Source organism: Streptomyces sp. NPDC007896, assembly GCF_042959425.1.
In the GTDB taxonomy this organism is placed as follows: Bacteria; Actinomycetota; Actinomycetes; order Streptomycetales; family Streptomycetaceae; genus Streptomyces.
Genome location: NZ_JBIBKX010000001.1, coordinates 1,172,917 through 1,185,690, shown reverse-complemented (window position 1 = coordinate 1,185,690; position 12,774 = coordinate 1,172,917). Strand labels below are relative to the sequence as shown.

Below are 12,774 nucleotides of genomic sequence, written 5' to 3'. Positions count from 1 at the left end.
GGCCTACGCCTCCGAACCCCGGCCGAGTCGAGGCCTTCAGGGGCGCGGGGAACTGCGCGAACGGCCTCCACCGGGCCGCAGCCGGACGAAGACGCCCGACGGGGTCTGGGGCGGAGCCCAGAGCGATGGGACGGGTAGGGGCGGCGGGGGGGGGGGAATTGGTGGGACCCTACAGCCCGCGCGCGAACCTCCCCATGGACAAAACCATCCCACCTCAGTGACCAGCATCACGCCCCGATAGGTGTATGCGGCCTCCTTTGTAAGGGCTCCACCAAGCCCGGGATCCCCGCTTTGTCGATCGCACACGGTGATCCACCCGCCCCCCTGGGATAGCGTCACCGTGTCCCGACCCCCCCGTCACCCGCCGGAGTCCCCATGAGCACCGCTGCCGCCACCCCCCGCCAAGGCATCCGCCCCGGCGAGGTCCTCGCCGACCTGCTCCCGGCCTCCCGCGTCAGGGACATCACCCTCGTACTGGGCGGAGCCGCCCTCACCGGTCTCGCCGCCCAGATCTCCCTGCCCGTGCCCGGCTCCCCGGTCCCGGTGACCGGCCAGACCTTCGCCGCCCTCCTCGTCGGCACGGCCCTCGGCGCGGGCCGCGGCTTCCTCTCGCTCGCGCTCTACGCCCTCGTCGGCATGGCCGGCATGCCGTGGTTCGCCGACGGCGGCTCCGGCACCGCCGCCCCGTCCCTCGGCTACATCCTGGGCATGATGCTCGCCTCCGCCGCCGTGGGCGCCCTCGCCCGCCGCGGCGCCGACCGCTCGTTCCTGCGCACGGCGGGCACGATGCTGCTGGGCGAGGCGATCATCTACGCGGTCGGCCTCCCGTACCTGGCCGCCGCCACCGGCATGTCGCTGAGCGCGACCCTCGCGGCGGGGTTCACCCCGTTCCTGATCGGCGACGCCCTGAAGGCGGCGCTGGCGATGGGCGTCCTGCCGACCGCCTGGAAGTTCCTCAACCGCTGAGGCCGTAGCCCCCTCGGAAGAGGTTCGCAGTCCCCTCAAAAGAGGCTCGCCGGGTCGTACTCCGACTCCGACCCGGCGAGCCTCTTGCGCGTTCCGGGCCCGTACAGCCGCACCGCGCTGTCCCCGCAGTACGTGTGCGTGCGCAGAAACAGAAGGCGGGCCAGGACGCCGCGCACACGGCGTCCCGGCCCACCCGGTCACGACTGCGGCTGCCGGCGAGGCCGCCGCTGGGCCCACCACATCCCCGCCGCCCCGACGGAGACGAGCGCCGCCCCCGCCGCGCCGAGCGGCAGAAGGTCACTCCCGGCGCCGGTCTTGGGCAACTGGTCGCCGCCGGGTGTCACCGGCTTGTTCTCGGTGTCGAGCAGCAGCGGAGTGGCCGGGGCGTTCGGCGACGGGTTCGTCGTACCGAACGGCACCGGGCCCTGCTGCCAGAACGTCTTCTTTCCGTCGCTGTCCTGCACCGGCAGGCAGATCTTCCCGGTCTTGCTCAGATCGAAGGTCGCGGCGACGGCGTACGACTGCGACTTTCCGGCCGCGAGATTGCCGACATCGCACACGAATCCACTGTTCGAACCCTTGGGCAGATCCTTGTCCGCCATGGCGGAACAACCTTTGACGCTCTTGACCTGTAGGCCGTCGAATCCGACCACCAATAGCCGGATCTTTCCGCTGTCCTTGGTTCCCTCATTCTTCACCGTGGCGGTCAGCGCCGTTTCGTGCGTGCTGTTGTCCACCGAGATCTTCTCGGGCAGCAACGTGGTCAGCTTCACGCCCGCCGGTGCCGGGTCCACGGCCTTTCCCCCCTTGCTGCTCCCCGGTCCCTGGTCGTCCGCGACGGCGGTGAAGGAAAGGATCATCACGGCCGAGAAAGATGCCGTGAGCAGCGATCCCGCGATGGTCGTCGTGTGACGAGAACTCATGTTCGCCCCCCTTGGCTGCGCCTGAATTCGCAGTACTTGAAGAGGTACCACAAGATTTCTCCGCACTATGCTGGTACGGCATGAAGTGTGACCATTGTGTTTCTGCTGTGGCGGACGATTGTGGCGGGTGTTGAGGGGGTGCAGGGGTTTGACGGGGAATACGAGTGGCGGTGTTCCGGGATTATTGGTGACGGGTCGATATCGGCTGGCCGAGAGTATTGGCCAGGGGGGAATGGGGCGGGTGTGGCGAGCCACCGACGAAATGCTCGACCGGCAGGTCGCCGTCAAGGAAATGCGGATCGATGGACTCGACCCGGAGGACACCCGAACCCGCCGCGAACGCACCCTGCGCGAAGCCAGGGCCACGGCCCGGATCGATCATCCCAATGTCGTGCGCATCTACGACGTCGTGGACGAGGGCGAGCGGCTGTGGATCGTCATGGAACTCGTCGCCGGCCGCTCCCTCGAACAGCTCGTGGTCGAGGACGGACCGCTCGACCCGCCCGCCGCGGCCCGTATCGGGCTCGAACTGGTCGCGGCGCTGCGCCAGGTGCACGCCGGGGGAGTACTGCACCGGGACATCAAGCCGGGCAACGTCCTGGTCGAGCGGCGGGGCCATCGTGTCGTCCTCACCGACTTCGGCATCGCCGCGCTCCAGGACGCGGAGGCGCTCACCATGGTCGGGATGCTGGTCGGCTCCCCGGACTACATGGCACCCGAGCGTGTCTCCGGACGCCCCCAGGGCCCGCCGTCCGACGTCTGGTCCCTGGGCGCGACGCTCTGCGCGGCACTCGGCGGCCGCTCTCCGTTCTCCCGTTCGACCACCCTGGCGACCTTGCACGCGGTCCTGTACGAGGAGCCCGAACTCCCCGCCACAGCCGGTGACTTGGGGGAGATCCTGGCCGCCCTGCTGGAGAAGGAGCCGTCGACCCGACCGGGTCTGGAGGAGCTGGAGACGGCGCTGCGCCCGATCGCGTTCCCCCGACCGGAAGAGACCGAATCCCCGGAAGCGGGGCCCGTACCCGAACCAGCGGCGGGAACACCGGAATCACCGGAAGCGCCAGGGGCACGGGAGACACCGGAAGCGGCAGAGACGCGGGAGGCGCCGGAGGTACCAGAGGCATCCGAGACGTCAGTGGTGGGAGGGGCGGTTGAGGCTCCGGACGCGCCGAAGATGCCGGAGACACCGGAGACACCGGAATCCGTGCCGCCCCCCGTCCCCCCGTTCCACCAGGAGTCGCCCACACGCGCGCTCCTGGACGTGAGCCTCATACGCGCCGCGCACCACCCCCCGCCCCAGCGGGACCCCGAACCGACCCCGGAACCGGACTCCGAGCCGGACCCCGTACAGGACGCCATCCCGGAGCCCGCCCCCACACCCGATCCAACGCCCGAACCCACACCCGATCCAACGCCCGAACCCACGCCCGATCCAACGCCCGCCCTCGAACCCACGCCCACACCAGCCCCTGAGGCCACGCCCACGCCCACACCCGCCCCCGTCTTCACACCCGCCCCCGTCCCCAAAGCCGCCCCCGAGCCCAGCGCACCCCCGCCGCTTCCCGAACCCCGCTCCCTCGCCACGCACACCACGGTCTCCCGCGCGGTGGTCATGCCGCCGGGCGAACTCCCCGGCCCCGCCGTGCCCTCCGTCCCACGCCGGGGCCGGCGCCGGATGGGCCTGGCGGCGGCAGGTGGCGTGGTGATCGTGGGAACCGTCGTCGGGCTCGTCATGACGCAGACCGGCGGCTCCTCCCACGACACGACCGGCGCGTCCACCTCCACCTCCACCTCGACCTCCACCTCACCATCGGCCTCGTCGACGTCACCGAACTCCGCGCAGACCTCATCCACCGACCCCTCTTCCCCACCCCCCACCGTCGACGGCACGTCACGCCCGCCGAGCCTGCCGGCGGGCGCCCGGAAGGAGGCCGGGCTGTACGCGTGGGTGCCGCCGCAGGGCTGGCAGCGGGTGGCGGAGAGCGGTTCCGAGGTGCACTACACCTCGCCCGACCGTGCGCAGGAGATCGTGGCCAACGCGACCCCGGCCCGGGGTGACCTGCTGGCGCAGTGGCAGCAGGCGGAGGTGGGCACCAGCAAGGGCCTGAACTACCGCCGGATCCGACTGGAGCGCACCACGTTCCGCGGCGCGCCCGCGGTCGTCTGGGAGTACACCGTCACGGCCAAGGGCCGGCTCTGGCACGTCCGACTGCTCGGTTTCCGCTCCGGCGGCACGTCGTACGAGATCAGCACCTGGTACCACCCCGACATCGAGGCGACCGCGCTCCCCGTCTACGACGAGGTCAAAAAGAGCTTCACGCCCCTGTGAACAGACGGGGAGGGGCCCGGCGGCAGCTGCCGCCGGGCCCCTCCCCGTTACCGATTCCGCCGGATTCGGCGTCCGGGTGCTCAGGCCTCCGACGTGGCGTCGACCGGCTCCCCGGCGCCCACCGGCGCGCTGACGCCCGCGGGCTCGGTCGCCGCGGAGCCGCCGAGCTTCTGCTTCACGAAGGCGATCGCGAGCACGATCGCGGCGACGAGCAGCGACAGCAGTACGGTCTCGCGTCCGTCGTGTTCCGTGTCGGTCAGCATGTAGCCGAGGACGAAGACGATCAGTGCGGCCGTCGCCCAGGTCAGGTAGGGGTACAGCCACATCTTCACGACCAGCTTCTCCGGCGACTCGCGCTGGATGATCTTCCGCATCCGCAGCTGCGAGAAGCAGATGACCAGCCAGACGAACAGGGCGACCGCGCCGGAGGAGTTGACGAGGAAGAGGAAGACCGAGTCCGGGAACTTGTAGTTGAAGAAGACGGCGACGAAGCCGAAGACGACCGAGACGACGATCGCGGCCATCGGCACACCGCGCGAGGTGGTCTTCGCGAACACCTTGGGCGCGTCGCCGCGCTCGCCGAGCGAGAACGCCATCCGGGAGGCCGTGTAGAGCCCGGAGTTCAGGCAGGACAGCACGGAGGTCAGCACGATGAAGTTCATGATCTCACCGGCGTGCGCGATGCCGAGCGAGTCGAGGGCGGCGACGTAGGAGCCCTTGTCCTTGATGGAGGGGTCGTTCCACGGCAGCAGGGACACGACGACGAGGATCGAGCCCAGGTAGAAGACGCCGATGCGCCAGATGATGCTGTTGGTGGACTTGGTGACGGCCCGCTGCGGGTCCTCGGACTCACCGGCGGCGAGGGTCGCGATCTCGCTGCCCATGAAGGAGAAGACGACCAGGAGCACACCGGTGAGGATCGCGCCGGGCCCGTGCGGCAGGAAGCCGCCGTGGTCGGTCAGATTCCCCAGGCCGGCCTTCGGGGCGTCGACACCCGGCAGCACGCCGAAGATCGCGAGCGCGCCGACGATGATGAACGCGCCGATCGCCACGACCTTGATCCCGGCGAACCAGAACTCGAACTCACCGTAGGAGCCGACGGAGACCAGGTTGGTCGCGGTGAGCACGACCATCACGATGAGCGCCCAGCCCCACTGCGGTACGCCGGGCATCCAGCTTTCGAGGATCTTGGCTCCCGCGGTCGCCTCGACGGCGAGCACGACCACCCAGAAGAACCAGTACAGCCAGCCGATCGAGAAACCGGCCCAGCGCCCGAGCGCGCGGTCCGCGTGCGCGGAGAACGAACCGGAGGTCGGGTTCGCGGCGGACATCTCGCCCAGCATCCGCATCACCAGCACCACGAGCGTGCCGACGAGGGCGTAGGAGAGGAGGATTCCGGGGCCCGCGGTGGCGATACCGGAGCTGGAGCCCACGAAGAGGCCGGCTCCGATGACGCCACCGATGGCGATCATGGTCAGATGCCGGTTCTTGAGTCCGGCCTGGAGGCCTGAACCGGGTTCTCCGGGGCCTCCGTGGCCGCTTACGGCCTTTGTGGGGGTCGGCTGCGAGGTCATGAGGGGGATTCCTTTGCGCCGGGTGAGCAGATTTCCGTACGAGCGGTGTACGGACCCGAGCGAGTCCTTGTAGGGACCCTGTAACGAGCCGGTCCAGTGAATCGGAGGCAAAGGAATTCGTGAACCTTTGAATCCAGATCGTTACTTGAGGTTTCCTTGAGGTTTGTAGCCTTGCTCACAGTTTTTGCTGGCGGCACCCGGCGAGGCCGATCCGAAACAGCCGTGTCACACTCGGACCATGCGCGTGTATCTCGGCTCCGATCATGCCGGTTTCGAACTCAAGAACCACCTCGTCGAGTGGCTCAAGGCCGCCGGGCACGAGCCCGTCGACTGCGGGCCCCTCATCTACGACGCCCAGGACGACTACCCGCCGTTCTGTCTCCGCGCGGCGGAGCGTACGGCGGCCGACCCCGAGGCCCTCGGCATCGTGATCGGCGGCTCCGGCAACGGGGAGCAGATCGCGGCGAACAAGGTGGACGGGGTCCGTGCCGCGCTCGCCTGGAGCGAGGAGACGGCGTCGCTGGGCCGTCAGCACAACAACGCCAACGTGGTGGCGGTGGGTGCGCGTATGCACTCCGAGGAGGAGGCGACGAAGTTCGTGGAGGTGTTCCTCTCCACGCCCTTCTCCGGTGACGAGCGCCACATCCGCCGCATCGACATGCTCTCGGCCTACGAGAAGACCGGCGACCTCCCGCCCGTCCCACCCCACCACCCCCAGCAGGCCTGAGTCCTCGGCTGCGGGTGAGTGGGGGCTGGTCGCGCAGTTCCCCGCGCCCCCAAGGGATCGGGGCTGCGCCCCGAACCCCCGGCCGCGCGGAGTTCTTCGACTGCGGGTGAGCGGGGGTTGCTCGCGCAGTTCCCCGCGCCCCCAAGGGTTCGGGGCTGCGCCCCGAACCCCCGGCCGCGCGGAGTTCTTCGACCGCGGGTGAGCGGGGGCTGGTCGCGCAGTTCCCCGCGCCCCTAAAAGCCCCCACCCCGGCCGACGCCAGAGGACAAGCCCACCCACCCCGGCCCGCATCTCCAGCCCGTCCGGCGTCTGAGGACGAGGCCGTTCAGGCCGATGCGGGAGGTCCGGGGCGGAGCCCTGCGTGGGTCCAGGGGGCGTAGCCCCTGGTGGGGTTGAAGGGGCGGCAGCCCCGCGACGGGTTCGGGGGCGTGCCCCCGGTGGGGTGCAGGGGCGGAGCCCCGCGGGGTCCAGGGGGCGTAGCCCCCAGTGGGGTTGAAGGGGCGGAGCCCCTGGGGATGGGACGGGTAGGGGCGGCGGGGGCGAGACACCCCCCGAGCCGTCGACGCCGTAGAAGACACTGCTGCACGAGGAGGACCCCGTGCCCGAGGGGCACACGATTCACCGGCTGGCCGAGGACTACGAGGCCAGGTTCGCAGGCGGGCCCACCCGCGTCACCAGCCCCCAGGGCAAGTTCACCGACGCCGCCGCCCTCCTCGACGGCACCCCCCTCGAACACGCCGACGCCCACGGCAAACACCTCTTCCTCGCCTTCCGCGCCGCCGACTGGGTCCACATCCACCTCGGCCTCTTCGGCAAGGTGAACTTCGGCGACGCCCCCGCCCCGCCCCCCACCGACACGGTCCGCCTCCGCCTCGCGAACGCCACGTCGTACGTCGACCTCCGCGGCCCCACCACCTGCGCCCTGATCACGGACGACGAGAAGCAGGCGATACACGCCCGCCTCGGCCCGGACCCCCTCCGCGCCGACGCGGACCCGTCGACGGCGTACCGCCGCGTCTCCCGCAGCCGTACGACGATCGCCGCGCTCCTCATGGACCAGAAGATCATCGCGGGCGTCGGGAACGTCTACCGCGCAGAAGTCCTCTTCCGGCACGGCATCGATCCGTACCGCACGGGGAAGGGCATCACCTCGACGCAGTGGGACGCGATCTGGACGGACCTGGTGGCACTCATGCGCGAGGGCGTCCGCAACAACCGCATCGACACCGTCCGCCCGGAACACACCCCGGAGGCCATGGGCCGCCCACCGCGCGTGGACGACCACGGCGGCGAGGTGTACGTGTACCGCAGGGCCAACCTGCCCTGCCACATCTGTGGCGGCGAGATCCGCACCGCCGATCTCGCCGCCCGCAACCTCTTCTGGTGCCCGACCTGCCAGAACCGCTGAACCGGGTTCGGACCCCCTCGGGGGGCTAGAACCCGTGCGGCAACCAGGGCGCGACCGCCGACGAGAAGCCCACCGAGGCCTCCGCGACCGCGCCCTGCCGCAGCTCCCGCACCCGCCCCGCCGCCGCGAGCGAGGCCAGGGACACCCCGCCGAGATACGCCGCCCCCAACTCCCGTACGGACAGCGCGAGATCGGCGGCGTCCGACGTACGCACACAGGTCGCGCCCTTGGTGTCCCCGGTGAGCCGCCAACGCCCCTCGTTCCAGGGGCAGAACACGTCCTCCACCTCGAACACCACGTCCACCGGCGCCTGATACGTCCGCGCCTCCAGCGCGGCGCCGACATCCACGAGCCGCACGTGCAACGCGTCCCGCATCCGCACCGCGCAGCGGCGGATGTCGGACACCATGTACTGCCACGCCTCGTCGACGGGGCGACCGTAGGCGTGCACCGTGGACGTCAGGTCGATCTCGAAGAGGAACCGCCACAGCGCCGCGTGCGCTGCCGGGTCGAGCGCCTCCAGTTGGTCGAGGCGGACGGTGAACCCGGCCCCGCGGTGGTCGCCGTCCTGCTTGATCCGGTACCGGGCGTAGCCCACGACCTCGTCGTCCCGCTCGGCGACCACGCACTGCAACGGAGACGCCCCGTCCCGCTCGCTCTCCGGGTCGAGCAACATCGCCCGGTCCCAGCCGGGCCGCCGCGCCAGCATGCCGGGCCGGCCCGGGACCAGCCGCGCGTACACCGTCTCGCAGGCGTCGAGTACGTCGGTCGGCGCGGCGTACCGCAGACGTACGTCATCGGTGCCGGGCGGTACGGACAGTCGTACCCGGGTCGTGTCGATCTCGACGTTGTACTGGTGGGTCGCGATGCCGTAGCCGAACCGGCCGTAGATCACCGGCTCCGACGCGGTCAGCACGGCCAGCGGTTCGCCCCATGAGCGGATGTCGTCCAGCTGCCGCCGCATCATCGACGTGAGCAGCCCGCGCCGCCGGTGGGTGGCCGCGACGCTCACCATCGTGATGCCCGCGGCCGGTACGGAGGTGCCGCCGGGGACGGTGACCCGGAAGGAGAACGCCCCCGCGGTGCCCACACACTGGTCGGCGTCCCAGATCCCCAGGAAACGGTCGTACTCTGTGAGCGCGTTCATCACCTCGCGCTCCTCGGACGACTCCGGTACGCCCCCGAACGCGCGGACCAGGTTGTCGTACCACGTGTTCCACTCGGGCTGCCGCAGCACCCGCAAGTCAGTCGTCATACGCCATGCCTACCAGGGCAATGCGGTACGAGCGAGGGAATTTCCCCCACCTCCGGAGGCGCCGTTCACTGTGATGTTGAGCGCTCGGACGGGGGACAAGTGGGACCTCCCGTGCCAAGCACCTGGTCCGATGGATAGGGTCCCGAACTAATGGCAGCAGGACGAGAGCGGCGCGCCGAAGCCGAGACGTTCACGGCCCGGTTGAAGAAGCAGTGGCACCGGGCTCGCATTGGCGTGCGCAGATCCGCCGTCGACTACTTCCGCGGTGACGGTTCGGACTGGATCGCACTGGCCGGTCTGCTGCTGACCATCCCCGTGATCGCGGCCACGACACTGATGAACTCGGTCTGGTGCTCCCCGGCCGCGCTGGTCCTGCCGATCGTGGCGGGCGGCCTCCTGCTGCGCCCCGCCAGCCTGCTCGGCCTGTACGCGGCCGCCGCCACCGCGCTGATAGTGGAGTCCGTGAAGCTGGGCCCGTACACCGAGGGTCCCTCCCGAGTCACCCCGGGCGTGGTCCTGGTGGTCGCGGCCTGCGGCTTCTTCGGCCTGCTGATCGCCCAGTTCCGCAGCCGGGTCGGCGTGCCCTGGCGGCGCGGCGGCACCATGCTCTTCGACCTGCGCGAACGCATCCGGGTGCAGAGCAAACTGCCGAGTCTGCCGTTGGGCTGGCACCGGGAGATGGCGCTGCGCCCGGCGGGCGGTCAGTCGTTCTCGGGGGACTTCGTCGTGGCCGCACGTACGAACGGCGGCCGAACCCTCGAAGTCGTCCTGACGGATGTGTCCGGAAAAGGTATGGATGCGGGGTCGCGTGCCCTGCTCCTCTCCGGGGCCTTCGGCGGCCTCCTGGGATCGCTCCCACCCCACGCCTTCCTCACCGCCGCGAACGGTTACCTCCTGCGCCAGGACTGGGACGAGGGCTTCGCCACGTCGATCCACCTGGTCCTGGACCTGGACTCCGGCGACTACGAACTCTTCTCCGCCGGGCACCCGCCGGGCCTTCAGCTCAGCGCGGGCAGCGGGCGCTGGGAGGAGAAGGCCGCGGAGGGTCCGCTCCTCGGGGTCTACGACGGTGCCCAGTTCGACCCCGTCAAGGGTTCCCTGCGGCCCGGGGACGTCCTGATGCTCTTCACGGACGGTCTGGTGGAAACCTCCGACCGTGACATCGTCGAGGGCATCGACCGCCTCACCGGCGAGGCCGACCGCTATGTCGCGGGTGGCTTCCACGGCGCCGCGTGGCACCTCATCGAGGCGGTCGCCAAGGACGTCAACGACGACCGTGCCCTCCTCCTGATCTGCCGAGAGGGCCCCACGGCAACCCGCTGACGACGGCCCTGGGTTCGGCCGCGGGCTTGCTGCGGGCCGGTGGGGACTGGTCACGCAATTCCCGCACCCGGGCACGGACCGTACATCCCGCCCCTTTTGTGCGGGTCCTTCGCCGGGGTGGTTGTCATGCTCGGTCTGATGGCGGTCACCGTCCCCGCCCGCGCGGCGCCGCGGCGGGAGACACTGGAGGAGTGACGCAGACTCTCCTGACCCTGGCTGAAATAGAGGCCCTCGCCCGTACGGCGCACGCCGCCCAGACCGACAAGGCGGGGCGGCCGTACGCCGAGCACCTGCAGGCAGTCGTGGACGGGGTCCGTGAGCGCGGGGGCGACGACGAGCAGATCGCGGCGGCCTGGCTGCACGACGCCGTCGAGGACGACGTGCTCTCCGAGGACTGGCTGCGCGAGGCCGCGCTGACCGGGCGGACGAAGGACATCGTGCTGGCACTGACCAAACGCGAGGGAGAGCCCCCGGAGTCGTACGCGAAACGCATTCGGACGACTCCGGGAGCTCTCGTGGTCAAGGCCTCGGACCTGGCACACAACGCCGATCCGGCCCGGCTCGCGGTCCTCGACGAGCACACCCGCGCGCGGCTGACGAAGAAGTACGCCGCGATGCGGGCGCTGCTGGGGCTGCCGCCGGGCTGACGGTGGCTACGCCGGGGTCCTGGCCCGTTCGCGGGCCAGCTCCGTGGCGTCCCGCTTGAACGCCCACTCCATGCTGGGCTCCATCGCGAAGCGGAAGACCCGCCGGACCGGCGCCGTGCACAGCAGGGTGACGGCCACGCCCGCGACGAGGGTCACGAAGATCTCGCCGAGCGGCCGGTGCAGCCACTTGTGGTCGAACCAGCCCCAGTAGTCGCCGCCCTTGACCAGGAAACCGTGCAGCAGATAGCCGTACAGCGTGCCCGCGCCGAGCGCCGTGAACCACATCCTGCGGCGCGGCACCCAGGCGAAGAAGCACGCGGTCAGCACCAGCGAGCAGCCGAGGAGGGCGAGCACCATCACGGGGCCGACCCACCAGGGGACACCCAGCTCCTGGGCGCTGTCGCGGTGGTAGAACCAGCCCGGGTTCATCCGCGGTACCGCCCACCAGCTCACGACCAGCGCGGCGGCGAACACCGGCACCGACAGGATGCGCACCTCGCGGCGGCGCACCAGCTGGAAGTGCTCGGGCTTCATGCACAGGCCCAGCACGAAGAACGGCAGGAACTGGAGCGTCCGCTGCAGATCCAGGTCGTCACCGATGGACGGTGAGGTGGTCGCGAGCATGGCCACGAGGAGCGCGAGCGGAAGCGGCCAGCGGACCAGCTTCCACAGCGGCGTCGTCAGCCGCCAGATGAACAGCGCGCACAGGAACCAGGTGAGGAACCAGGGGTCGAGCAGGCTGACCGGCAGCGACGGATCGTCGTCGGCCCAGCGCTTGAAGAGGACGTACGCCACTTCGAAGACGACGTACGGCACGGCGACACCGGTGACCAGCCGCTTCAGTCGGTCGGCGCGCATGTCGAAACTGCGGGAGAAGTAGCCGGAGATGATGATGAAGGCCGGCATGTGGAAGGCGTACACGACCATGTACGCGGCTTCGAGGACGCGGCTTTGACCCTTCAGCGGCTCCCAGGCGTGACCCATGGCCACGAGCACGATCGCCAGGTACTTGGCGTTGTCGAAGAAGGCGTCACGCGGTTTGCCGGGCTGGGTGGCCGTGGCGGCGGCGGTGGCGGCCGTGGCGCCGGCCGGCTTCGAAGTCCGGTCGGAGGGTCGGCTCGGGGCCGAGCGCGGGGTCGGCACTCCCTCCACCGGCAGCTCTGCCGGGGGGAGCGGCGTTCGACGGGGCCCGTTCGGGTGGAGCGAGTTCGTCACGGACCCTCCCACCAGGAACCGCGGGGAGCGGAGGGAGCGGGGGAGACGATCCAGGACCTTGCTGCTCTTGCGGGGGACGAGGCGGCTTGGAACATCTGAGGCACCCTAGCGTTGTCTGTGTGTCTTCGTAAAACTCCTGGCGTTATTCCTGCTTATCACGTGTGAGTTCGTCCGTGAGTAACGTTTCGAGTACCCCGGATTCGAGGATTACCCCTTACTGCATACGGCAGTTGTGGCGCCGTTCTGTCCGTATTCGTCATGACTAATTGGTGCATAACACTCGCGGGCGACTCTGGTGAAATGTCCAATCTTCGGCCTCTTCGGGGTATCTTCCGGGTGCCCTTCGGGGTTTCTTCGCCGCGCCTGTGGCGACAATTCGAAATTCCTGCGAACGGGATGTGTGGACA

General features: G+C 70.0%; 10 protein-coding genes. 6 read left to right on the top strand and 4 right to left on the bottom strand.

Features of this window, described 5'->3' with window-relative positions; genetic code table 11:
- Nucleotides 1–375: 375 nt before the first annotated feature.
- Complete coding sequence (locus tag ACFZDJ_RS05355; RefSeq protein ID WP_101405161.1) at nucleotides 376–966, top strand: biotin transporter BioY; 591 nt, start codon at nucleotides 376–378, stop codon at nucleotides 964–966.
- Nucleotides 967–1,163: 197 nt separating this feature from the next.
- On the opposite strand, the gene ACFZDJ_RS05350 is transcribed toward ACFZDJ_RS05355, so the two are convergent.
- Nucleotides 1,164–1,889 (bottom strand): LPXTG cell wall anchor domain-containing protein, encoded by a 726-nt coding sequence (locus tag ACFZDJ_RS05350; RefSeq protein ID WP_391056226.1) that lies wholly within the window; start codon nucleotides 1,887–1,889, stop codon nucleotides 1,164–1,166.
- Nucleotides 1,890–2,121: 232 nt separating this feature from the next.
- On the opposite strand from ACFZDJ_RS05350, the gene ACFZDJ_RS05345 reads away from it, so the two are divergent.
- Nucleotides 2,122–4,218, top strand: a complete 2,097-nt coding sequence (locus ACFZDJ_RS05345) for a protein kinase (RefSeq protein WP_391056223.1) — start codon at nucleotides 2,122–2,124, stop codon at nucleotides 4,216–4,218.
- Nucleotides 4,219–4,298: 80 nt separating this feature from the next.
- Here the strand turns inward: ACFZDJ_RS05345 and ACFZDJ_RS05340 are convergent, their stop codons facing one another.
- Nucleotides 4,299–5,792 carry an amino acid permease gene (locus ACFZDJ_RS05340; protein WP_391056220.1) on the bottom strand — a complete coding sequence of 498 codons (1,494 nt, stop codon included), beginning with the start codon at nucleotides 5,790–5,792 and terminating at the stop codon, nucleotides 4,299–4,301.
- A gap of 238 nt (nucleotides 5,793–6,030) precedes the next feature.
- Between ACFZDJ_RS05340 and ACFZDJ_RS05335 the strand changes: the two genes are divergently transcribed.
- Both ACFZDJ_RS05335 and ACFZDJ_RS05330 read left to right on the top strand, forming a co-directional pair.
- Nucleotides 6,031–6,519, top strand: a complete 489-nt coding sequence (locus ACFZDJ_RS05335; protein WP_067370189.1) for a ribose-5-phosphate isomerase — start codon at nucleotides 6,031–6,033, stop codon at nucleotides 6,517–6,519.
- A 598-nt stretch (nucleotides 6,520–7,117) separates the two neighbouring features.
- On the top strand, nucleotides 7,118–7,927 hold the full coding sequence (locus ACFZDJ_RS05330) for a DNA-formamidopyrimidine glycosylase family protein (protein ID WP_391056218.1): 810 nt from the start codon (nucleotides 7,118–7,120) through the stop codon (nucleotides 7,925–7,927).
- 25 nt (nucleotides 7,928–7,952) lie between these two features.
- On the opposite strand, the gene ACFZDJ_RS05325 is transcribed toward ACFZDJ_RS05330, so the two are convergent.
- On the bottom strand, nucleotides 7,953–9,182 hold the full coding sequence (locus tag ACFZDJ_RS05325; RefSeq protein WP_391056215.1) for a GNAT family N-acetyltransferase: 1,230 nt from the start codon (nucleotides 9,180–9,182) through the stop codon (nucleotides 7,953–7,955).
- Nucleotides 9,183–9,332: 150 nt separating this feature from the next.
- Here ACFZDJ_RS05325 and ACFZDJ_RS05320 point away from each other — a divergent pair, with 150 nt between their 5' ends.
- Nucleotides 9,333–10,505: a SpoIIE family protein phosphatase gene (locus ACFZDJ_RS05320; protein WP_390927311.1), complete on the top strand. Its 1,173-nt coding sequence runs from the start codon at nucleotides 9,333–9,335 to the stop codon at nucleotides 10,503–10,505.
- 191 nt (nucleotides 10,506–10,696) lie between these two features.
- Nucleotides 10,697–11,152 (top strand): HD domain-containing protein, encoded by a 456-nt coding sequence (locus ACFZDJ_RS05315; RefSeq protein ID WP_248002918.1) that lies wholly within the window; start codon nucleotides 10,697–10,699, stop codon nucleotides 11,150–11,152.
- A gap of 6 nt (nucleotides 11,153–11,158) precedes the next feature.
- On the opposite strand, the gene ACFZDJ_RS05310 is transcribed toward ACFZDJ_RS05315, so the two are convergent.
- Entirely contained in the window at nucleotides 11,159–12,367 is a 1,209-nt protein-coding gene (locus ACFZDJ_RS05310) for an acyltransferase family protein (RefSeq protein ID WP_391056212.1), read from the bottom strand.
- Nucleotides 12,368–12,774 lie beyond the last annotated feature (407 nt).